This window comes from Mesorhizobium sp. C416B (assembly GCF_030323165.1).
GTDB lineage: Bacteria > Pseudomonadota > Alphaproteobacteria > Rhizobiales > Rhizobiaceae > Mesorhizobium.
This window is the reverse complement of sequence record NZ_CP100471.1, coordinates 6369177-6389978: the sequence shown is the minus strand read 5'-3', so window position 1 is coordinate 6389978 and position 20802 is coordinate 6369177. Positions and strand designations below refer to the sequence as shown.

The following is a 20802-nucleotide window of genomic DNA, read 5'->3' as shown; positions in this document are numbered from 1 at the left end:
ATGCGAAAGATCCTGGCATCGATGCTGCTGTTCGCGGCAGCGCTATCTGCAAACCCCGCTCGGGCGCTGGACAGTACCATCCCGCCGGTTGTCGTCACACCGCTTGCCGATCGCAGCCAGACGGCGTCCGGCCAGCCGATCGTGCTGCCGCAGAAAAATGTCCAGGTCCTGGTTTCAACCTATGACATTGCGGTCGGTGCCACTCTGCCGGTGCACAAGCACCCGTTTGCCCGCTACGCCTATGTCGAGGCCGGGACACTCAAAGTGACGAATGTCGAGACCGGCAACAGCAACACCTACAAGACGGGCGATTTCATCATCGAGATGATCGGCCAGTGGCACCAGGCCACCAACATCGGCGACGGCCCGGTCAAGCTGCTGGTCATCGACCAGGTCGAACAAGGCGCCAAGAACACGGTGCTGCGCCAGTAATTGCGGATCGGCCGGGTTGCCGGGCTGGCCCAAGCAGCGACTGGCTGTTCCGGCTTCCCCACCAACCGAGCCGATGCTAGGGCTGGCCGTCATGCAATCATAAAGGATCGCCCCTTGGTCGGAAATGCTCGCCCCCTGATCGAAATCTGCGTCGAAGGCATCGATGGACTGCTGGCTGCGCAGGCCGCCGGCGCCGACCGGGTCGAGCTCTGCGCCAGCCTGGTCGAAGGCGGCATCACGCCCAGCCTCGGCACGGTGCGCGCCGCACTCGAGAGCGCGACAATTCCCTTCCATGTCATCGTGCGGCCGCGCGGCGGCGATTTCCTCTACAGCGAGGCCGAATACAGCTCGATGCTCGCCGATGTCGCAGCGCTTCGTGACCTCGGCGTCGCCGGCGTCGTTGTCGGTTGCCTCGATGCCGACGGCACCATCGATGAAACCCGCATGGGCGCGCTGGTCCATGCCGCCGGTCCGCTCGCCGTCACCTGCCACCGCGCCTTCGACATGACCCGCGACCCGGCCGAGGCGCTGGAAGCGCTGATCCGCTGCAAGGTCGGCCGCGTGCTGACCAGCGGCCAGAGGGACACCGCGGTGGAAGGCGCCGGCCTGTTGGCGGATCTCGTCCGCCAGGCCGACGGCCGCATCATCATCCTCGGCTGCGGCGCGCTGGACCCCGAAAACATCGCCGGGGTGCTGGCATCAACCGGGCTGACGGAAATGCACTTCGCCGCGCTCAAGGATGTACCGAGCGCCATGGCCTACCGCAACCCGCAAGTCGGCATGGGCGGCGGCGATCTCGACCGCGAATACCGCACCACAGTCACCGATGGGGCGCTGGTTGCCGCGACGATTGCGGCGGCCAGAGCATGATGAGCGAAGCCGTGACTGGGCCGTCGCCGATCAGCCGTGTCTCGCCTCAGGACGAAGCGGCCATCCTCGCACTCAACAATGAGCACGCCGCCGAACTGTCATGGCTCGAGCCCGAACGGCTGTCCTTCCTGCTTGGCGAAGCGTTTTACGTCAGGCGCATCGGCACGCTCGAAGCCTTCATCATGACCTTCGACCAGAATGCGGCCTACGACAGCCCGAATTTCCTCTGGTTCCGCGAGCGCTATCCACGCTTCGTCTATGTCGACCGCGTCGTCGTCGCGGCGCAAGCGCGCGGCCGCGGCCATGCCCGCCGGCTCTACGAGGATCTGTTCGGGGAAGTCGCCCGCGCGGGCCACAGCATCGTCACCTGCGAGGTGAATGCCGAACCTCCCAATCCGGCTTCGGACGCCTTCCATGCCGCGCTTGGCTTCGCCGAGGTCGGCGACGCGGTGATCCATGGCGGCAAGAAGGCGGCGCGCTACTACCTCAAGGAGATCGCCGGCTGATGGGTCGCTGGCTGATGATCGGCAAGCAGATCGTCGCGGCAGCATAAGATTAGGAGTCCGTAGCCCTCACCAATTCCGGTTCAGCCAGGCCCGCGCGGGCTTCTCGACCAGATAGTAGCTGCACAGTGCGCAGGCAAAGACCGCAGCCAGCATCGGGATCGGCGCACTGCCCTGCTCGGCGACGAATTTGTAGAAGGGCTGTTGCCAGAGATAGAGCGAGTACGACCATAGCCCGATCATCACCATCGGCCTGGATGAAAGCAGGCCGGTAAGATGCCAGTTGCTGGTGTCCAGCGTATTGACGGCAAGCGCCAGCAACGGCACCGCCAGTAGGTAATGGATCGGCGTCGGCACCGGATCGAGGAACAGCAATATAGCCGCCGCCGCCGACACGAGGCTGACATAGGGGCTCTTCAGGAATGCCGGCAGCCGGTCATCGTGCTTGAGCAGGCAGATCGATGCCGACAGCAGGATCGAGGCGATATGCACATCGGTGCGCCAATAGCTGTGCTCGTAATCCATGCCGAGTGCCCAGTACGAAATGGCGCCATTGGCCATCGCCAGCAGCGACAGCGTCACCAGCAGCCGAACGACATTACCCCGCCCGGTCACCACCACGCTGATCAGCGCCAGGATGATGTAGGCATGCTCTTCCACGCATAGCGACCAGATGTGGTCGAGCGCGCCGGCGCGGGTGATGAGAATTCCGGCATAGTTGTAGGTGAATGTCAGCGCCGTCAGCGCCGCCTTCCATTTGAAGCCGATAAAGGTGCCGGAGAGCCCGATCATGGCTGATGTCACGAACACCAGCAGCGCGGGATAGATGCGCGAAAAGCGGCGCTTGAAGAATTTTTTCAGCGGAAAGCGTTCGATGAACAGTATCTCGCCCATCAGCCGGCCTGAGAGCACGAAGAAGAACTCGACGCCGAGCACGCCGAGATTGATCCCGGGAACGGGGAAGAAATGGCCGATCAGCACCAGTGCGATCGAAAGCCCGCGCCAGCCATCGAGATAGGCCAGTCTTGCTCTGGCTGCTTTGTCGGCTGTGGCCCGCGGCAGGGCAACAGACGCTGCGGAGATGTCGGCCATGCCCGTCCTTCGCACTCAAGAACCGATGCAGCGCGCATCGCTGCGCCACGGATTCGCCTCGTATTCCCGCCCAGTTTATATTGCAGTGCGGGATAACTTTGTGCAAGTGCGAAGCTTTGAGATTGGCGCGTGTTGGCGCCAACGTTTGTGATCGCAAAAAAGAAAGGGGCCGCAATGGCCCCTTCCCGTCTCGAATTGGCACTGTTCAAGCGTTGGCGGCGTTCACCGCGCGCTTGGCCATCACGGCGATCAAATTGGCGCGGTATTCGGCCGAAGCGTGGAGGTCGGTCATCAAATTCTTCGCCGGCACTTTCACGCCGTCGAGCGCCGATGCGGCAAAATTCTTCGCCAGTGCTGCTTCGATCTCCTTCGAGCGGAACACACCGTCATCGCCTGCGCCGGTAACGGCAACGCTGACCCCGTCCTTGCCCTTTGCCACGAACACGCCGACGATCGCATAGCGCGAGGCCGGGTTGCGGAATTTTTCGTAAGCAGCCTTGGCCGGCGCGGTAAAACTCACCGAGGTGATGATCTCGCCTTCTTTCAGCGCCGTTTCGAACAGCCCGGTGAAGAATTTCGCGGCTGAAATCTCGCGCTTGTTGGTGACGATGGTGGCGCCCAGCGCCAAGAGCGCCGCCGGATAATCGGCGGCTGGGTCGTTGTTGGCGACCGAGCCGCCGATCGTGCCCTTGTGGCGCACCGCCGGATCGCCAATCAGCGACGCAAGGTGGGCAAGCGCCGGACAGGCCTTCCGCAGCTTCTCGTCATTGGCGACGTCGTAATGGGTTGTGGCGGCGCCGATGGTGACGGTCTTGCCCGACACCTTGACGCCTTGCAGCTCCTTGATCCGCGACAGGTCGATCAGGTCGGACGGTGCGGCGAGCCGCGTCTTCATCGCCGGGATCAGCGTCATGCCGCCTGACAAAAGCCTGGCGTCGCCGCTCTTCACCAGCTTGGCGGCGTCGGCGACCGAGGCGGCGCGGTGGTAGTTGACTGCGTACATGTGATCCTCCCCTGAAGTGGTTAGGCAGTAGTGAGTAGGGAATAGGGACGCTGTCATCTCCGGCGATGCCCATTCCCTACTCACTACTCCCTACTCACTCATTTCTTCGCCCGTATCGCCGCCCACACCGTCGACGGCGAGGCCGGCATGGCGATGTCCACAATCCCCAAAGCGTCGGTGATGGCGTTGATGACCGCTGGCGGCGAGCCGATGGCGCCGGCCTCGCCACAGCCCTTGATGCCGAGCGGATTGCTCGGACACGGCGTGTTCGAGGTCGACACCTTGAATGACGGCAGGTCGTCCGCGCGCGGCATGGTGTAGTCCATGTAGCTCGCCGTCAGCAGCTGCCCGCTATCGTCATAGTGCGCGCCTTCCAGCAGCGCCTGGCCGATGCCCTGGGCGATGCCGCCATGCACCTGACCCTCGACGATCATCGGGTTGATGATGTTGCCGAAATCGTCCGCCGCGACGAACTGGACGATCTCGGTCGTGCCGGTTTCCGGATCGATCTCGACCTCGCAGATGTAGCAGCCCGCCGGGAAAGTGAAGTTCGCCGGATCGTAGAAGGCTGTTTCCTTCAGTCCCGGCTCCATGCCTGCCGGCAGATTGTGAGCGGTGTAGGCGGCAAGCGCCACCTGGAACCAGGGCAGGCTCTTGTCGGTGCCGGCAACCTTGACCTCGCCATTCTCGATGACGATGTCGCCCTCGTCGGCCTCGAGCAGATGGGCGGCGATTTTCTTGGCCTTGGCCTCGACCTTGTCGAGCGCCTTGGCAATTGCCGACATCCCGACCGCGCCCGAGCGCGAGCCGTAGGTGCCCATACCCATCTGCACCTTGTCGGTATCTCCATGGACGATCGAGACCGAGTCCAGTGGCACGCCAAAACGCTGGTTGACGAGTTGCGCGAAGGTCGTCTCATGGCCCTGGCCGTGGCTGTGCGAGCCGGTCAGCACCTCGATCGTGCCGACGGCATTGACCCGCACTTCGGCGGATTCCCACAGACCGACGCCGGCGCCGAGCGAACCGACCGCCGCCGACGGCGCGATGCCGCAGGCCTCGATATAGCAGCTCATGCCGATGCCGCGCAGTCTGCCCTGGCTGCCGGCCGCCGCTTTGCGCTTGGCAAAGCCGGCATAGTCGGACGCCTGTGTCGCCGCATCGAGTGAAGCTCCATAGTCGCCGGCGTCATAGTTCATGATGACCGGCGTCTGATGCGGAAACTCGGTGATGAAATTGGCGCGCCGCAACTCCGCCGGCGAGACCCCAAGTTCACGCGCGGCCGTCTCCATTGTCCGTTCGAGCAGATACGTGGCTTCCGGCCGCCCTGCCCCGCGATAGGCGTCGACGGGTGCCGTGTTGGTGTAGACGGTGCGCACATTGGCGTGGATCGTCGGGATGTTGTACTGGCCCGACAGCAGCGTCGCGTAGAGATAGGTCGGCACGCAAGACGAGAACAGCGACATGTAGGCGCCGAGATTGGCGATGGTGTCTACCTTGAAGCCGGTGATCTTGTTGTTCTTGTCGAACGCCATTTCGACCGTCGAGACATGGTCGCGGCCATGCGCGTCGGTGAGAAAGCTTTCGGTACGGTCGGCGACCCATTTGACCGGGACGCCGGTCTTCTTCGACGCCCAAAGGCAGACGATCTCTTCGGGATAGATGTAGATCTTCGAGCCGAAGCCGCCGCCGACATCGGGCGCAATGACGCGCAGTTTGTTTTCCGGTGCGACATTGTAGAAGGCGCTCATCACCAGCCGCGCGACATGCGGGTTCTGCGACGTCGTCCAGCAGGTAAAATGGTCCTCGGCCTTGTCGTAATGGCCAAGGGCCGCGCGCGGCTCCATGGCGTTGGGAACCAGCCGGTTGTTGACGATCTTCATGCGGGTGACATGGGCCGCCGCCTGGATCGCCGCATCGGTCGCCTTGGCATCGCCGATCTCCCAGTCGAAGATAAGATTGTCCTCGGCTTCGGCATGGACCTGCGGCGCACCTTTTTGCAGCGCCTTGGTGGCATCGACCACCGCCTTCAATTCCTTGTAGGTGATCTCGACCGCTTCGGCCGCGTCGCGGGCCTGGCCCTTGGTTTCCGCCACCACCATGACGACCGCGTCGCCGACATAGCGCACCTTGTCGACGGCCAGCGGCGACCACGCGCCCATCTTCATCGGCGAGCCGTCCTTGGAATGGATCATCCAGCCGCAGATCAGGTTGCCGATGCCGTCGGCCTTGAGCTCCTTGCCGGTCAAGACGCCGATGACGCCGGGCATCGCCTGCGCTCGTCTGACGTCGATCTTCTTGATCTGAGCATGCGCGTGCGGGCTGCGCACGAAAGCGGCATGCTTCATGCCGGGAACCACCATGTCGTCGACATAGCGGCCGGCGCCGGTGATGAAGCGTTTGTCTTCCTTGCGCACGACCCGAGCGCCGATGCCTTCAATGCCCATAGGAATTCCTCCGGAATAGCGAATAGTGAGTGGCGAATAGTGATTAGTGAGTAGGGAATTGTGCTCGGAGCGGTTCGGCTAAACCGACTACTCGCTATTCACTATTCACTACTCGCTTCTTTCTTACGCTGCCTGTTTCGCCCTGCCCTTCGGCACCTTCGCCATCGTCTGCGATGCGGCGAGGATCGCCTTGACGATGTTGTGGTAGCCGGTGCAGCGGCAGATGTTGCCTTCGAGCTCGGCGCGCACCGTCGCCTCGTCAAGGCCTTCGGGATGGCGCGCGATCATGTCGGTCGCCGTCATGATCATGCCCGGCGTGCAGAAGCCGCATTGCAGCCCATGATGTTCCTTGAACGCGGCCTGCATCGGATGCAGGTCGCCGCCATTGGCAAGCCCTTCGATCGTCACCACGGTCGACCCGGAGGCCTGCACGGCCAGCATCGAACAGGACTTCACCGCCTTGCCGTCGACATGCACGACGCAGGCGCCGCATTGAGAGGTGTCACAACCGACATGCGTTCCGGTGAGATCAAGATTTTCGCGCAGGAAATGAACCAGGAGCGTTCGGTCCTCGGCAGCGCCGCTGATCCGTTTTCCGTTCAAGACAAACGAAACGTCCGACATGCATCCTCCCTGGGTATGACCTTGGTAGTCATGCTGCCGATGCGGCTTTGGCGCTCGGCCATGCGCTATTGGTACACTGCAAAAAGCGCAAAAAACACACGGCGCTCATTGTACTTTCGGTCATGGAGAAAACGAAAATCATGGGCCTGTCCGCCCCATTGCCAAAGAGCGAATAGGGGGCAACAATGCCCTCGACGCCAGCGCGCCGAGAGACATAAAACGGGCGCGCGCAGGAAGCGTCGGAGGATATCGGGAGGAAGCCTCTGGCCAGTTCACGGACGAGCTATGCATCCGGTCTGTCGGCGCTCACCACCGACGAGCCCGACGCCGATGCATTCGCCCTGGCGGTCGCCGTCGAGGCCGCAGCCATCGATGCCGGCTTTGCCCTGCTGTTCTTCTCCCAGAGCCTGCTTGATGCGAGCGTCCTTTCGCAAGCGCTGAAGACCCACGCGCCGACGCTGGCCTACGCCGCCTGCTCGACCGCCGGCGAGATCACCCCGCAAGGCCTGGAGGAAGGTCATGTGCTCGCCATGCTCTTTCCCTCCGCGTCGTTTTCGGCGGTCAGCACCATGGTCGACAATCTCTCCTCGTCGGGCATGGACAGGATCACTGATGAAGTCGAGGGCTTGCGGCGGTTGCTGCGCGGACGCACCGGCAGTTGCCATGCCAAAAGCACTTTCGCGCTCTGCTTCATCGACGGCCTGTCCTTTGCAGAGGAAGCGGTGACCTCGGCCATCCATTGGGGGCTGGACGACATCCCGCTGATCGGCGGTTCGGCGGGCGACGATTTGAAATTCGAAACCACCAGGCTGATTTCGAACGGCAAGGTAGCGTCAGACAGCGCCATCATTGTGCTGATCGCCACCGAGATTCCGTTCCATGTCTTCAAGACCGACAATTTCATCCCCACCGACGAGAAGCTGGTGGTGACGGCATCCGATCCGGACCACCGCACCGTGCGCGAATTCAACGCCACCAATGCGGCTGAGGAGTATGCAGCCTCCGTCGGCATCGTTGCGCAGAACCTGACGCCGATGAGCTTCGCCTCGCACCCGGTGGTGGTGAAAGTGGGTGGCGAATTTTACTGCCGCTCGATCCAGAAGATGCATCCCGACGGCTCGCTGTCATTCTTCTGCGCCATAGACGACGGCGTCGTGCTGTCCATCGCCCAGCCCAAGGACATGGTGGAATCCACGCGCGCCGCACTGCGCGACGTCGAGCAACGGCTCGGCGGCATCGACATGATCCTCGGCTTCGATTGCGTGCTGCGCCGGCTCGATGCGCGCAACCGCCAGGTGTTCCGCGACATTTCGGAGCTCTACCGGGTCAACAATGTCATCGGCTTCGGCACCTATGGCGAACAGTACCGCTCGATGCATCTGAACCAAACCTTCACCGGCATCGCCTTCGGCGAACGCCAGGCGGCGGAATAGCCCATGCCGCTCAGGGACATCGACGACGTCGACAGGCTGAAGAAGATCAATGCCGCTCTGGTCAGCCGCGTCGAGCGCTCGATGGACCAGCAAGGCAATGCCTTCTCGCTGTTCCAGACCGCGATTTCACTTGAAAACCGCGTGCGCATGCGCACCGAGGAACTGCACTCGACCTTGCGCCGGCTGGAACAGTCGAACATCGACCTCAGCGCCGCCAAGGAAAACGCCGAGCTGGCAAACCTGTCCAAGACCAGGTTCCTGGCCGCCGCCAGCCATGACGTGCTGCAGCCGCTGAACGCCGCCCACCTCTCCGTCTCGGCGCTGGCCGAAGTGCAGACCAGCGACGAGGGCAAGAAGCTGGTCCGCCAGGTCGAGCGCTCGCTGGAGACCATGGAAGACCTGTTGCGCACGCTGCTGGACATTTCCAAGCTCGATGCCGGTGTGGTGCAGCCCGACATCGGCGATGTCAATCTGGAGACGCTGTTTTCCTCGCTGCGGTCGGATTTCCTGCCCGTGGCCGAGATGAAGGGGCTGGCGCTGAAGTTCCGCCCGGTCAGCGCCGTGGTGCGTTCGGACCGCACGCTCTTGCGCCGCATCCTGCAAAACATCCTGTCCAATGCGCTGCGCTATACCCCTTCGGGCGGCGTGCTTGTCGGCACAAGGCATCGCGGCGATACCATCCGCATCGATGTCGCCGACACCGGCTGCGGCATTCCCGACGACCAGCGCGAGGCGGTGTTCGAGGAGTTCCATCGCGGCTCCGCCATTCCAGCCGACACCGGAATCTCCGGCGGCGGGCTGGGCCTGGGCCTTGCCATCGTGCGGCGCATGGCCGCCGCGCTCGGTCATCCCGTGACGTTCTCCTCGAGGGTTGGGCGCGGCACCATCTTCCACATCGACGTGCCGGTCGGCATCGGCGCCAGCGCCGACGCCATCGCCAGCCTTGCCGAAATGGAGCGGCCGCGCGGCTACGGCCTGTTCGGCACCAAGGTGCTGCTGGTCGAAAACGACGCCGACGTGCTGCAGGCGATGACTTTCCTGCTCGAGCGCTGGCAGTGCCTGGTGCGCGCCGCGACCTCGACCGAGGCTGCGGTCAGCCTGCTTGGCGACACCGACTGGGTGCCCGACATCGTCATTGCCGACCAGCATCTCGACGACGGCGACCTCGGCACCGCCACCATCGCCGAAGTCCGCGATTATCTCGGCCGCGCCGTGCCGGCGCTGATCGTCACCGCCGACGGATCGGAGGCCGTCGCCAAAGCCGCCCGCGCCGCCGGCATCGAACTGATGCGCAAGCCGCTGAAACCGGCGCAGCTAAGGGCGCTGCTGGCGCATTTGCTGGCTTGAGCCCCATACCCTCCCCTCGATGGGGAGGGTCGGCGCGCAGCGCCGGGGCGGGGTGCAGCGCCAAGCTCCCCCACCCCGCTCCGCTTCGCGGATCGACCCTCCCCACAAGGGGGAGGGTAAAGATCAAAACCCGGCCTGATCGCGAAACAGCTCCGCATTGTCCAGCTTCGACACCTCAATCACCGCTTGCGTGCGGCTGTAGACGTTGAGCTTGCGCAGGATCTCCGAGACATGCGCCTTGACCGTGGTCTCGCCGACCTGCAGCTCGTAGGCGATCTGCTTGTTCAGCAGGCCCTGGCGCAGCATCTGCAGCACGCGCAGCTGCTGCGGCGTCAGTTTGGCCAGCCGCTGCACCATATCGGCGCGGTCGGCGCTGTCGGCGTCGGGCGGCTGTCCCTCATATGTCTCCGGCACATAGATCGCGCCCTCCATCACCGAGCGGATTGCGGCCGCAAGATCGCTCTTGCGCGCCGATTTCGGGATGAAGCCGGCAGCGCCATAGGACAACGCCTCGGAGATGATCTTCGGCTCCTCATAGCCCGAGACGACGACCACCGGCAGCCGCGGATGGCGGGTCCTGAGTTGCAGCAGTCCATCGAAGCCATGGACATCAGGCATGTTGAGATCGAGCAGCGCCAGATCGAACGGTTTTATCCCACCCAAGAGATCGAGCGCTTCGGCGATCGAGCGCGCCTCCACCGTGTCGACTTCCGGGTACGCCATCTGCACGGCGCTGTGCAGCGCCTCGCGAAACAACGGATGGTCGTCGATGATCAGAAACCGGGCGCGATCGTTCACTGCGGTCATGGTGTTCGTTTCAGTCCTCCCTGGGCAGGATACTCCCGCTGGTATGGGCAGCTTATTGGCAAATAGTCTATCGCCATCTTAACCCCCGGAGACGAAGCCGACTTAATCAGACAATCAAGGCGCAGCCGATGCTTTTGCGGACGCTGATGCCTTGCCCGGGGGTTCAAATCGGTCAAATGTGCCGTCAAGATCCCAAGCAGAGACCCGCGCATGACAGACTTCGTCCTTCCCCTGCCCGCAACACCATCGGTCGCCGTCGCCGGCTCGGCCGAGCGTTTTGCGGTGCGACGCATCTTCTGCGTCGGCCGCAACTACGCCGCCCACGCCCGCGAACTCGGCAATGATGAGCGCGATCCGCCCTTCTTCTTCACCAAGCCGGCCGATGCGGTGGTCAATTCCGGCACCACGATCCCCTACCCGCCCTTGACCAAAAACCTGCATCACGAGATCGAATTGGTCGCGGCGATCGGCAAGGCCGGCTTCCGCATTCCGCGCGCTGAGGCGCTCGACCATGTCTGGGGCTACGGCGTCGGCATCGACCTCACTCGCCGCGACCTGCAGGACGAGGCCAAGAAAGCCGCGCGGCCCTGGGACTGGTCGAAGGCCTTCGACCGCTCGGCGCCCTGCGGTCCGCTGGTGCCGGCCGCCAAATCCGGCCATCCGCAAAAGGGCCGCATTTGGCTCGCCGTCGACGGCGCGGTGAAGCAGGAGGGCGACCTCGCCGAACTGATCTGGCCGATCGCCGATATCGTTTCGATCTGCAGCAGTGCGGTTGTACTACAACCGGGCGACCTGATCTTCACCGGCACGCCGGCCGGCGTCGGCCCGGTGGTGCCGGGCCAGACGATGACCGGCGGCGTCGACGGCATCGGCACCATCGAGATCACTGTCGGCCAAGATTCGATCGGCCAAAATTCCACCGACAAGCCGTGATCCAATGAGCGACCTCGTCCTCCACAACTACTACCGCTCTTCCACCTCCTATCGCGCACGCATTGCGCTCGAGATGAAGGGCCTGACCTACGATTACGTGCCGCATCATCTGCGTCATGGCGACCATCTGGAGCCGGCTTACCTGGCGGTCAATCCGCAGGGGCTGGTGCCGGCGCTGATCCTGGGCGACGGCACGCTTTTGACGCAGTCGCTGGCGATCATCGAATATCTCGACGAGACCCATCCCGAACCGCCGCTGTTGCCGAAGGACGCGCTCGGCCGGGCGCGCGTGCGAATGCTGGCGCAGATGATCGCCTGCGACATCCACCCGGTGAACAATCTGCGCGTGCTGACCTCGCTGCGCACTTTGTTCGGCGCAGGCGACCAGGATGTCGTCAACTGGTTCCGCCACTGGGTGAACGAAGGCTTCCAGCCGCTTGAAAAGATTCTGGCTTCATCGGATGAGACCGGCACATTTTGCCATGGCGACGCACCGGGCCTCGCCGACATCTGCCTGGTCGCCCAGATCGCCAGCAACGCCCGCTTCGGCGTCGACCTGACACCCTACCCCGAGATCTCGCGCATCCACGCCGCCTGCATGGCGCTGCCGGCCTTTCAGAAGGCGGCGCCGGAGAATCAGATAGATGCCGAATAGGCTCACAATGCCGGAGCAGAGCACGGAGAGTTGCCGATGAAAGCCGTCGTCTTCGAAAAATTCGGTGAGACGCCGAGAATCCTGACCGTGCCGGATCCGAAACCGGCTGCCGACGGCGTCGTCATCAAGGTCGAGGCGACCGGGCTCTGCCGTAGCGACTGGCATGGCTGGATGGGTCATGATGACGGCATCACGCTGCCGCATGTGCCGGGCCATGAACTGGCCGGCATCGTCGTCGCCGTCGGCAAGCAGGTGACCCGCTGGAAGGCCGGCGAACGCGTCACCGTGCCGTTCTGCGTCGGCTGCGGCCGCTGCTTCGAATGCAATTCGGGCAATCATCAGGTCTGCGAACAACAAACGCAGCCCGGTTTCACCGCCTGGGGCTCGTTTGCCGAATATGTCGCCATTGAGCATGCCGACACCAATCTCGTGCGCCTGCCCGAGGAGATGGAGTTCGCCACCGCCGCCAGCCTCGGATGCCGCTTCGTCACCTCGTTTCGCGCCATTGTCGACCAGGGCCGGGTGACGCCGGGCGAATGGGTGGCGGTGCATGGCTGCGGCGGCGTCGGCCTGTCGGCGATCATGATCGCCAGTTCCATGGGCGCCAATGTCATCGCCATCGATCTCACCGACGAGAAACTGGAATTCGCCAGAAAGATCGGCGCGGTGGCGACCATCAACGCCTCGACGACGCCGAACGTGGTCAAGGCGGTCAAGCAGATCACCAATGGCGGCGCGCATATGTCGATGGACGCGCTCGGCCACCCCACGACATCGTTCAACTCGATTGCCAATCTGCGCCGGCGCGGCCGCCACGTGCAGGTCGGCCTGATGCTGGGCGAACACGCCCGCCCGAAAGTGCCGATGGACAAGGTGATCGCCTTCGAGCTGGAAATCTTCGGCAGCCACGGCATGCAGGCCTACCGCTACCCCGCCATGATGGAGATGATCCGCACCGGCAAGCTCAAGCCCGAACTGCTGGTCGGCAACAAGATCAGCCTTGATGAGGCGCCGGCGGCGCTGATGGCGATGGGCGGGTTCGAGGGGATTGGCATTGGGGTGGTGACGAAGTTCTAGGGCGGAGTCGCCCTCCACCACCAAACTCCTAGCGTGCAAATTTCTTCGCCCCGAACACGCAGGCCACCACGCCGAGCGTGACGACAATCATCAGCGGGCTGACCTGCTCGTGCAGCAGCGACGCTGCCAGCGCCAGGCCGAAAAAGGGCTGCAGTAGCTGCAACTGCCCGACGGCAGCGATGCCGCCTTGGGCGAGGCCGCGGTACCAGAACACGAAGCCGATCAGCATGCTGAACAGCGAGACATAGGCGAGACCCGCCCAGGCGCCGGAGCCGACGCCGGCGAAGGACGACGGCAGCGTCGCAAAGGTCAGCACCAGCATGATCGGCAGCGAGATCGCCAGCGCCCAGCAGATCACCTGCCAGCCGCCCAGCCTGCGCGACAATGCGGCCCCCTCGGCATAGCCCAGGCCGCAGACGATGATTGCGGCCAGCATCAGGCCGTCGCCGACAGGTGAGGCCGTCACGCCTTGCATCAGGGCAAAACCGGCGACCAGCGCGCTGCCGATGCAGGAGAACAGCCAGAAGGCCGGGCGCGGACGCTCGCCACCGCGCAGCACGCCGAAGATCGCGGTGGCCAGCGGCAGCAGGCCGACGAAGATGATAGAGTGGGCAGAGGTGACGTGCTTGAGCGCCAGAGCGGTGAGCAAGGGAAAGCCGACAACCACCCCAAGGGCGACGATCACCAGCGACAGAAAATCGCTGCGCGCCGGGCGCTTCTGCTGGAACAGGACGAGCATCGCGAGACCAAGCAGCCCGGCAATCGCGGCGCGGGCCGAGGTCAGGAATGTCGGATCGAACTCCGCCACGGCGACGCGCGTCGCCGGCAGCGAGCCTGAGAAGATCAACACGCCGATGAATCCGTTCACCCAGCCGCTCGCGGTCTTGTCCATTCCAGGCTCCATTGCTTTCGCCCTCTATCGGGCACGTGCCTATGGTGCAGCCAGAGACAATGCAGTACAATTCCATCAAACTGTAATGGCTACCAGAGCAATACAGATGACCGAACTCATTTTGGAAACCGGCAATGCGCACCCTCCTGTCGCGACCACGCTTGTGGAAACTGTCATGGCGACCATCCGCCAGCGGATATCGGCGCGCAGCCTGACGCCAGGCGCGCGGCTGCCTTCGATCCGCGCCTTCGCCAAGGCCATGCAGGTGTCCAAGTCGACCGTGGTCGAAGCCTATGAGCGGCTTGCTGCCGAAGGCGCGATACGCTCACGGCCGGGCTCGGGCTTTTATGCCGCCGGATCGCTGGCGCCGTTGTCGCTGGCCGAGATTGGACCCCGGCTCGACCGCGCCATCGATCCGCTGTGGGTTTCGCGCCAGTCGCTGGAAGCCGGCGACGAGATGCTGAAACCCGGTTGCGGCTGGATGCCGGCCTCGTGGATGCCGCAGTCCGCCCTGCGCCGGGCGCTGCGCACGGTGGCGCGCGCCGACGATGTCGACCTTGCCGATTACGGCACGCCGCTCGGTCTGCCGCCGCTGCGGCAATTGCTGGCACGGCGCATGGAAGGGCACGGCATCGAGGTCTCGCCCGAACAGATCATGCTGACGGAATCGGGCACGCAGGCCATCGATCTTCTGTGCCGCTTTCTGATCGGGCCCGGCGATACCGTGCTGCTCGACGACCCCTGCTATTTCAATTTTCACGCGCTGCTGCGCGCCCACCGCGCCAAGGTGGTCAGCGTGCCCTACACGCCATCGGGGCCGGATATCGAGCTGTTCGCGCAGGCGCTCGCCGAGCACAGGCCGCGCCTCTACATCACCAATTCCGCCATCCACAACCCGACCGGCGCGATCCTGTCGCCGGTGACCGCGCACCGGCTGCTGAAGCTCGCCGACCAGTCGGACCTGACCATCATCGAGGACGATATCTTCGCCGATTTCGAGCACAGCCCAGCGCCTCGGCTGGCGGCGTTCGACGGCCTCAACCGCGTCGTCCATATCGGCAGCTTCTCCAAGACGCTATCGGCGTCGGTTCGCTGCGGCTTCATCGCGGCACCACGCGACTGGATCGAGCAACTTACCGACCTCAAGATCGCCACCACCTTCGGCGGCGGCCGGCTGGCGGCCGAACTGGTGCTGACGCTGCTTAGGGACGGCAGCTACCGCAAGCACATGGAATTGCTGCGCGCGCGGCTTTCCCGCGCCATGGGCGAGACGGGCGCGCGCCTGAAGGCCATCGGCATCACGCCCTGGATCGACCAACCGGCCGGCTTGTTCCTGTGGTGCAGCCTGCCGGATGGCGTGGACGCGGCTGAAATGGCACGCCGCGCGCTGGCCGACAACATCGTGCTGGCGCCCGGCAACGCATTCAGCCTGTCGGGAACCGCCAGCCGGTTCCTGCGCTTCAACGTTGCCCAATGCCATGACGAGCGGATTTTCAGGGTGCTCAAGGCGGCAATGGCGCGCTGAGCGCTCAGCGGGAGGCCGCGCAGACCTCCCGAACGCAATCTCGCAGCCAGCGTTGCGCCGGATCGGCATCGAGCCGTGGATGCCAGAGCATCGAGATGGTGACCTCCACCGTGGCGACCGGCAGCGGAAAGCTGACCATGCCGGCGCGTGCGCCTTGCGTGTGCCGTTCGGGCACGCTGGCAATAAGGTCCGAAGCGCGCGCCATGGCGAGTGCAGCCGAAAAGCCGGAGACCATGCACATGACGGTTCGCCGCAGGCCGAGCAGCGCCAAAGTCTGATCGATCGGCCCTCTTTCCCGACCCCGCCGTGAAACGCTGATGTGGCGGCCGGCCGCGTAGCGTTCAGGCGTTACCGCGCCTTCACTCAAAGGGTGGCCGGCTCGCACAGCACCGACGAAGCGGTCGCGAAACAGCGCCTGTGTCAGCACTTCAGGTCCGGCCTCGCCGGCAACGCCGATTTCGAGGTCGATGTCCGCGTCGCGCAGCGAGGCGACATCCTTGTCGGATTTGGGCCCAAAGCGCAGCCGCGCGCCCGGCGCCTCGGCCTGGATGCGGGCGACAAGACGCGGCCCGAATTCCTCGACGAACCCTTCATTGGTGCGCAGCGTGAAGATCTGTTCCAGCTTTGCGAGATCGAGAGGCCTGGCAGGGCGCAGCAACGTTTCTGCTTCCTGGACGACATGGCCGGCCTGCTGCCGCAATGCCTCCGCGCGCGGCGTCGGGACCAGGCCGCGGCCGGCGCGGACCAGCAGCGGATCGCCGGTCGCTTCCCGCAGCCGCGCCAGCGTGCGGCTCATCGCCGAAGGGCTGAGCCGCAGCCGGGTTGCCGCGCGCGCCACGCTGCCTTCGGCGAGCAAAACGTCGAGCGCGAACAGCAGATTGAGATCGGGCGATGCCATCGGCGGATTGTAGCACATGCCATGGCGTTTGCCGCACGAATAAGATGCAAATGATGCGCCTTCCGCCATTCCATCCTGACGACTAGATCTCCGACAGGTCCGGTTGCGGGACTGACAAGGAGGAAATCGCCATGGCAATTGCTGAGCAGAACGAGTGCGCATCGGCGCCGCAGAACACCCGGTCCGCAGGCCTGGCCCACTCTCCTGTCTTGGCATTGGCCAGCCTGTCGCTCGCCACGCTGCTGTCGTCGCTTGGAACCAGCATTGCCAGCGTCGGACTGCCTTCCCTCATGCAGGCGTTCGGTGCGCCGTTCCAGTCCGTGCAATGGGTGGTTCTCGCCTATCTGCTCGCCATCACGGCCCTGATCGTCAGCGCCGGTCGGCTGGCCGATATGCTCGGCCGCCGGCCGTTGCTGCTCGGCGGCATCGCGCTGTTCACACTGGCCTCGGTGCTCTGCGGCCTGGCGCCGACGCTCTGGCTGCTGATTGCGGCGCGCGCCGTACAAGGACTGGGTGCCGCGCTGATGATGGCGTTGACGCTGGCCTTTGTCGCGGAGACCGTGACCAAGGAGAGAACCGGCAGCGCCATGGGCCTGCTCGGCGCCATGTCGGCGATCGGCACGACGCTCGGACCCTCGCTCGGCGGCTTGCTGATCGCCGGCTTTGGCTGGCGGGCGATCTTCCTCGTCAATGTGCCGCTCGGCCTCCTGACCTTTGCCCTCGCCTCGCTGGCCCTGCCTGCCCGCGACAAGACTGCGGAAGCAGCTCAAAACAGCTTCGATGCGATCGGGACGGTCTTGCTGGCCCTGACGCTGGCCGCCTATGCATTGGCCATGACGCTCGGCCGCGGCCATTTCGGCGCCCTCAACATCGGCCTCCTGGTGGCCGCCGGCATCGGCGTCGTTCTGTTCGGCGTTGCGCAGACGAAGGCGAAAAGTCCCTTGATCCGGCTTGCCCGGTTGTACGACATCCGGCTCAGCGCCAGCCTCGCCGCGAACCTCGTTGTCGCCACCGTGATGATGGCGACCCTGGTGGTCGCTCCGTTCTATTTGTCGCGAGGGCTGGGGCTCAATGCTGCGATGGTCGGCGTGGTCCTGTCGACAGGTCCGCTGGTCTCCGCGCTCTCGGCGCTTATCGCCGGCCGCCTCACCGATCGCTTCGGTACCAACAGGATGATGATCGCCGGACTGTTCGGCCTGGTCAACGGCACCTTGCTTTTGTCGCTCGCCGCAACAAAACTCGGCATTGCCAGCTATATCGTGCCGATCGCCGTCACCTGCTTCGGGTACGCCCTGTTCCAGACATCCAACAATGCCGCCGTCATGAGCGGTGTCGCTGCCGGCGAGCGCGGCGTGGTGTCCGGCCTGCTCAATCTGTCGCGCAATCTCGGCCTGATCACCGGCGCATCGCTTATGGGCGCCATTTTTGCGGCTGCCTCGACGGGAGAACGGCAAAGCCAGGACATGCTGACCTCAGCGGCAGCCGCGCACGGCATGCAGGTTACCTTTCAGACGGCAACGGTCCTGGCGGTGGCTGCGCTGTTGCTGGCACTGCTCTCGACCCGCGCCGGCGGCAGGCTGTCGGTGCGGCAACAGCCATCATGACCGAAGATGGGAGCTTACGCTCCCGCCCGCTTGCGCTGCTCATAAAGCATGACCAGCGTTTCGGCGGTCAGAGCCGGCCTCTGTTCGCCCTCGATCTCGACAGTGTTGGCGGCCTTCATCAGATACTGGCCCGGCCCTTTGTCCTCCACCGACAACAGCGTCGTGCGCAACCGGATGCGTGCGCCGACCCTGACGGGCGCCAGGAACCGCACCTTGTCGAAGCCGTAATTGAAGGCGGCTTGCGTATTTTCGGGAACGATGCCCATGCCCAGCGCCAGCGCGCCGATGATCGACAGCGTCAGATAGCCATGCGCGATCGTGGTGCGAAATGGGCTCTGCCGCTTCGCCCGCTCCGGATCGACGTGAATCCACTGATGGTCGCCTGTGCATTCGGCAAACTGGTTGATGCGGTTCTGGTCGACGGTCGTCCATTCCGACACGCCGAGCTCCTGCCCGGCCATCGCCCTTAACTGCTCGAAGGTCGGCGGCGTTTTCGGCCGTAGTTCCGTCATTCCTGCTTTCCCGGTGGCTCCCAGTGCCTCGGACCACGAACGGACGGCTCCTGTCAATTCGCCCGTTGCGATTCCGTTCCGCCATTTTCCGCCAAACAGCGTCCCTCGTCCATGCTCATGCGCCGCAACCGGCCCACTCCTCTCATGGTTGCGTTGAGAGTTACTTCTTGTCATAGCCCGAGCGGATTTCCTCCATCGCTTCCTTGATGCGGCTGCGCAGGATTTCGATCGATTCGGTGCCGGATTTCTTGACCAGCTCGGCCACTTCGCCGGCATTTTTCAGGGCGGCTTCGAAGGATTTCCTGGCGAACTCCGCCTGTTTTGTCATCAGTTCCTGGGGATTGCCCGGCGCCTTGTAGCTCTGCGCCATGTCGCTGACTTCACGCAGCGTGTCCTGCAGCATCTCGCGCTGTCTGGACAACAATGAGGTCGCGCCGGCAGCTCCCGCCCGCGCCGATCTTTCCAGGGCCTCGAGGTTCTTGCGATGATGCGCGAGGATCGCCTCGACATTCGGCACCTTCAGGTCACGGCCGAACCGGCTGAACATGTCCAGGAACGAATCGGAGTCGGGTTGTTTGGCCATTGCTCGTGCTCCCCAGTGTCGCAAATGCTGAACCCTGTTCTGGACAATAGCACTCGCGCGCCGTGTGTCCATTCGGACGCCCAAGCAATTCAGCGGCAAATGCAGCATCAGCCAGCGAGAAACAGCCTCTCCGCCGTGTAGAGCACGAGACCGGCCAGGCCGCCAATAATCATGCCATTGAAGCGGATATATTGCAGGTCCCTGCCGATGTTCATCTCGATCAGCCTCGTCAGCTGGGCAAGGTCCCAGCGCTTGACCTGATCGGCGATGAACGTCGACACACCGCTGTTCTGGCTCTCGACGAATGACGACAGCGCCACGACAAAGCCCTGGTTCATGTCGGCCCTGATCTGCGGATCGCCTGAGAGATGACGGCCGACCTCGACGAACATGTTGGCGAGATGCGCGCGAACAATCGAATTCTCCGCCTTGGCGTCCTGTTCGATGAACACGCTGAGGCTCTGCCACATGTCGCCGGCGAGCGACTTCACTTCCGGCCGCGCCAGGAAATCGCGCTTCAGCTTCTCGGCCCGTTTGGCGTATTGCTTCGAGGTTCTGAGCCGCTCGATGAAGCTGTGCGCGAAACGGTCGAATTCGGCGCGCATCCGATGGTCGGGATCGGCCCGCACCTCGTCAAGCAGCGAACCGGCAGAAGCGACGATCTTCTTCAGCAGATAGGCGTCGGCTCTGAACAGGTTGAACAGCGACGGCAATTCCTCGCGGATTTTCTCGCGCATGGTCGCCAGCGCCTCTTCATCGTTCAGGAACCGGCCGATCACCCTGGTGAATTCGTCGAAGAGTTTCTGGTGGCGGCGGTCGTCGGTCAGTGCCGACAGCAATTCGGCCGCGAGCGGCGCCAGCGGCACCTTGTCGATCTGCTCCAGCATGCGGCTGGTGACGAAGCCGCGCAGGCCGGATTGCTCGATCGCCGCAAGCGTCTGCGGGACCAGCCGTACGACGAAGCGCGACAGGCCGGCAGAGCGTTCGGCGTCAGTCAGCCAGTCGGCGACGAGTGCTGCAAAATCGACCTCGGCCAGCTTTTCCCGCACCGGCTCCGGCGCCAGAAAATTGACCTCGATGAAGCGGCCCAGATTGTCGGCGATGCGGTTCTGGTTCGCTGGGATGATGGCGGTGTGCGGGATCGGCAGGCCCAGCGGCCGCTTGAACAGCGCCACCACCGCGTACCAGTCGGCCAGGCCGCCAATGGTCGCCGCCTCGGCGAAGGCCGCCACGAAGCCCAGCCACGGATACTTGGCCTCGAACGATTTGGCCACGGCAAAAACCACGACGCAAAGCACCAGCGCAGCCGTGGCGAGGAACTTTGTCCGCCGCAACGCGAAAAGCTTGGCGCCCGTCTCGGCATCAAAACCGCCAGGCGCCAGGGACGAAGCCGATTGGGACATGATACGCCGCTCCTCATCGATCTCTTGGCTATCTGGCATGGGCTATTTAGGGGGTGTTTGGGCCCGTAGCATGATCGGATGGGCCGATTTCGTCCGGGAATTGCCGGTTTCGCACGCAAAGTTGACAAGAATGTTCATCTATCATGCAATCCCAGTCTGGAATTG

At 63.9% G+C, this 20802-nt stretch carries 20 protein-coding genes; 10 read left to right on the top strand and 10 right to left on the bottom strand.

The genetic code is table 11. The annotated features are described in order from the left end of the window. The 3 genes from NLY43_RS30910 to NLY43_RS30900 all read left to right on the top strand — a co-directional run bounded on the left by NLY43_RS30910 (nt 1) and on the right by NLY43_RS30900 (nt 1808). Complete coding sequence (locus tag NLY43_RS30910) at nt 1–432, top strand: cupin domain-containing protein (protein ID WP_023681708.1); 432 nt, start codon at nt 1–3, stop codon at nt 430–432. 114 nt (nt 433–546) lie between these two features. Next, the gene (locus NLY43_RS30905) at nt 547–1302 is read left to right on the top strand and encodes a copper homeostasis protein CutC (protein ID WP_023697648.1); all 756 of its coding nucleotides are present in this window, start codon (nt 547–549) and stop codon (nt 1300–1302) included. Further along, nucleotides 1302–1808 carry a GNAT family N-acetyltransferase gene (locus NLY43_RS30900; RefSeq protein WP_023710722.1) on the top strand — a complete coding sequence of 169 codons (507 nt, stop codon included), beginning with the start codon at nt 1302–1304 and terminating at the stop codon, nt 1806–1808. The genes NLY43_RS30905 and NLY43_RS30900 overlap by 1 nt, the downstream gene beginning before the upstream one ends. A gap of 66 nt (nt 1809–1874) precedes the next feature. Here the strand turns inward: NLY43_RS30900 and NLY43_RS30895 are convergent, their stop codons facing one another. From NLY43_RS30895 to NLY43_RS30880, 4 genes are all read right to left on the bottom strand, one after another. Then, nucleotides 1875–2897, bottom strand: coding sequence for an acyltransferase family protein (locus NLY43_RS30895; RefSeq protein ID WP_023710723.1), 1023 nt, complete (start codon nt 2895–2897; stop codon nt 1875–1877). A gap of 205 nt (nt 2898–3102) precedes the next feature. Next, nucleotides 3103–3900: an FAD binding domain-containing protein gene (locus NLY43_RS30890; RefSeq protein WP_023710724.1), complete on the bottom strand. Its 798-nt coding sequence runs from the start codon at nt 3898–3900 to the stop codon at nt 3103–3105. A 98-nt stretch (nt 3901–3998) separates the two neighbouring features. Continuing rightward, nucleotides 3999–6344: a xanthine dehydrogenase family protein molybdopterin-binding subunit gene (locus NLY43_RS30885; protein WP_023710725.1), complete on the bottom strand. Its 2346-nt coding sequence runs from the start codon at nt 6342–6344 to the stop codon at nt 3999–4001. A 123-nt stretch (nt 6345–6467) separates the two neighbouring features. Further along, complete coding sequence (locus NLY43_RS30880; protein WP_023710726.1) at nt 6468–6968, bottom strand: (2Fe-2S)-binding protein; 501 nt, start codon at nt 6966–6968, stop codon at nt 6468–6470. 248 nt (nt 6969–7216) lie between these two features. On the opposite strand from NLY43_RS30880, the gene NLY43_RS30875 reads away from it, so the two are divergent. Further along, the gene (locus NLY43_RS30875) at nt 7217–8401 is read left to right on the top strand and encodes an FIST N-terminal domain-containing protein (RefSeq protein WP_353621253.1); all 1185 of its coding nucleotides are present in this window, start codon (nt 7217–7219) and stop codon (nt 8399–8401) included. Between the two features lie 3 nt (nt 8402–8404). Next, nucleotides 8405–9748 carry an ATP-binding response regulator gene (locus NLY43_RS30870; RefSeq protein ID WP_023710729.1) on the top strand — a complete coding sequence of 448 codons (1344 nt, stop codon included), beginning with the start codon at nt 8405–8407 and terminating at the stop codon, nt 9746–9748. A gap of 123 nt (nt 9749–9871) precedes the next feature. Here the strand turns inward: NLY43_RS30870 and NLY43_RS30865 are convergent, their stop codons facing one another. Continuing rightward, nucleotides 9872–10555: a response regulator gene (locus tag NLY43_RS30865; RefSeq protein ID WP_023701705.1), complete on the bottom strand. Its 684-nt coding sequence runs from the start codon at nt 10553–10555 to the stop codon at nt 9872–9874. Between the two features lie 210 nt (nt 10556–10765). Here NLY43_RS30865 and NLY43_RS30860 point away from each other — a divergent pair, with 210 nt between their 5' ends. The 3 genes from NLY43_RS30860 to NLY43_RS30850 are packed head-to-tail and all read left to right on the top strand — an operon-like array spanning nt 10766 to nt 13220. Beyond that, a complete protein-coding gene (locus NLY43_RS30860) occupies nt 10766–11488 on the top strand; it encodes a fumarylacetoacetate hydrolase family protein (RefSeq protein WP_023710730.1) in 723 nt (240 codons plus the stop codon). Nucleotides 11489–11492: 4 nt separating this feature from the next. Beyond that, nucleotides 11493–12143 (top strand): maleylacetoacetate isomerase, encoded by a 651-nt coding sequence (gene maiA, locus NLY43_RS30855; RefSeq protein ID WP_023710731.1) that lies wholly within the window; start codon nt 11493–11495, stop codon nt 12141–12143. A gap of 36 nt (nt 12144–12179) precedes the next feature. After that, the gene (locus NLY43_RS30850; protein WP_023710732.1) at nt 12180–13220 is read left to right on the top strand and encodes a zinc-dependent alcohol dehydrogenase family protein; all 1041 of its coding nucleotides are present in this window, start codon (nt 12180–12182) and stop codon (nt 13218–13220) included. A 28-nt stretch (nt 13221–13248) separates the two neighbouring features. On the opposite strand, the gene NLY43_RS30845 is transcribed toward NLY43_RS30850, so the two are convergent. Then, the gene (locus NLY43_RS30845; RefSeq protein ID WP_023710733.1) at nt 13249–14112 is read right to left on the bottom strand and encodes a DMT family transporter; all 864 of its coding nucleotides are present in this window, start codon (nt 14110–14112) and stop codon (nt 13249–13251) included. Nucleotides 14113–14218: 106 nt separating this feature from the next. Between NLY43_RS30845 and NLY43_RS30840 the strand changes: the two genes are divergently transcribed. Then, on the top strand, nt 14219–15637 hold the full coding sequence (locus NLY43_RS30840) for an aminotransferase-like domain-containing protein (protein WP_023710734.1): 1419 nt from the start codon (nt 14219–14221) through the stop codon (nt 15635–15637). 4 nt (nt 15638–15641) lie between these two features. Here the strand turns inward: NLY43_RS30840 and NLY43_RS30835 are convergent, their stop codons facing one another. Then, on the bottom strand, nt 15642–16535 hold the full coding sequence (locus tag NLY43_RS30835) for a LysR family transcriptional regulator (protein WP_023710735.1): 894 nt from the start codon (nt 16533–16535) through the stop codon (nt 15642–15644). A gap of 131 nt (nt 16536–16666) precedes the next feature. Between NLY43_RS30835 and NLY43_RS30830 the strand changes: the two genes are divergently transcribed. After that, a complete protein-coding gene (locus tag NLY43_RS30830) occupies nt 16667–18139 on the top strand; it encodes an MFS transporter (protein WP_023710736.1) in 1473 nt (490 codons plus the stop codon). A 14-nt stretch (nt 18140–18153) separates the two neighbouring features. Here NLY43_RS30830 and NLY43_RS30825 read toward each other — a convergent pair whose 3' ends face one another. From NLY43_RS30825 to NLY43_RS30815, 3 genes are all read right to left on the bottom strand, one after another. Beyond that, complete coding sequence (locus tag NLY43_RS30825; protein ID WP_023710737.1) at nt 18154–18651, bottom strand: MaoC family dehydratase; 498 nt, start codon at nt 18649–18651, stop codon at nt 18154–18156. Between the two features lie 160 nt (nt 18652–18811). Further along, nucleotides 18812–19234: a phasin family protein gene (locus NLY43_RS30820; RefSeq protein WP_023672638.1), complete on the bottom strand. Its 423-nt coding sequence runs from the start codon at nt 19232–19234 to the stop codon at nt 18812–18814. 107 nt (nt 19235–19341) lie between these two features. After that, nucleotides 19342–20637: a DUF445 domain-containing protein gene (locus NLY43_RS30815; RefSeq protein ID WP_023710738.1), complete on the bottom strand. Its 1296-nt coding sequence runs from the start codon at nt 20635–20637 to the stop codon at nt 19342–19344. Nucleotides 20638–20802: the final 165 nt, after the last annotated feature.

What these genes read in the sequence shown, in the direction of transcription:
- NLY43_RS30910 (WP_023681708.1), top strand. Translation starts at nt 1, where the DNA reads ATGCGAAAGATCCTGGCATCGATGCTGCTGTTCGCGGCAGCGCTATCT.
- NLY43_RS30900 (WP_023710722.1), top strand. Translation starts at nt 1,302, where the DNA reads ATGAGCGAAGCCGTGACTGGGCCGTCGCCGATCAGCCGTGTCTCGCCT.
- NLY43_RS30895 (WP_023710723.1), bottom strand. Translation starts at nt 2,897, where the DNA reads ATGGCCGACATCTCCGCAGCGTCTGTTGCCCTGCCGCGGGCCACAGCC.
- NLY43_RS30890 (WP_023710724.1), bottom strand. Translation starts at nt 3,900, where the DNA reads ATGTACGCAGTCAACTACCACCGCGCCGCCTCGGTCGCCGACGCCGCC.
- NLY43_RS30885 (WP_023710725.1), bottom strand. Translation starts at nt 6,344, where the DNA reads ATGGGCATTGAAGGCATCGGCGCTCGGGTCGTGCGCAAGGAAGACAAA.
- NLY43_RS30880 (WP_023710726.1), bottom strand. Translation starts at nt 6,968, where the DNA reads ATGTCGGACGTTTCGTTTGTCTTGAACGGAAAACGGATCAGCGGCGCT.
- NLY43_RS30870 (WP_023710729.1), top strand. Translation starts at nt 8,405, where the DNA reads ATGCCGCTCAGGGACATCGACGACGTCGACAGGCTGAAGAAGATCAAT.
- NLY43_RS30865 (WP_023701705.1), bottom strand. Translation starts at nt 10,555, where the DNA reads ATGACCGCAGTGAACGATCGCGCCCGGTTTCTGATCATCGACGACCAT.
- NLY43_RS30860 (WP_023710730.1), top strand. Translation starts at nt 10,766, where the DNA reads ATGACAGACTTCGTCCTTCCCCTGCCCGCAACACCATCGGTCGCCGTC.
- maiA (WP_023710731.1), top strand. Translation starts at nt 11,493, where the DNA reads ATGAGCGACCTCGTCCTCCACAACTACTACCGCTCTTCCACCTCCTAT.
- NLY43_RS30850 (WP_023710732.1), top strand. Translation starts at nt 12,180, where the DNA reads ATGAAAGCCGTCGTCTTCGAAAAATTCGGTGAGACGCCGAGAATCCTG.
- NLY43_RS30845 (WP_023710733.1), bottom strand. Translation starts at nt 14,112, where the DNA reads ATGGACAAGACCGCGAGCGGCTGGGTGAACGGATTCATCGGCGTGTTG.
- NLY43_RS30840 (WP_023710734.1), top strand. Translation starts at nt 14,219, where the DNA reads ATGACCGAACTCATTTTGGAAACCGGCAATGCGCACCCTCCTGTCGCG.
- NLY43_RS30835 (WP_023710735.1), bottom strand. Translation starts at nt 16,535, where the DNA reads ATGGCATCGCCCGATCTCAATCTGCTGTTCGCGCTCGACGTTTTGCTC.
- NLY43_RS30830 (WP_023710736.1), top strand. Translation starts at nt 16,667, where the DNA reads ATGGCAATTGCTGAGCAGAACGAGTGCGCATCGGCGCCGCAGAACACC.
- NLY43_RS30825 (WP_023710737.1), bottom strand. Translation starts at nt 18,651, where the DNA reads ATGACGGAACTACGGCCGAAAACGCCGCCGACCTTCGAGCAGTTAAGG.
- NLY43_RS30820 (WP_023672638.1), bottom strand. Translation starts at nt 19,234, where the DNA reads ATGGCCAAACAACCCGACTCCGATTCGTTCCTGGACATGTTCAGCCGG.
- NLY43_RS30815 (WP_023710738.1), bottom strand. Translation starts at nt 20,637, where the DNA reads ATGTCCCAATCGGCTTCGTCCCTGGCGCCTGGCGGTTTTGATGCCGAG.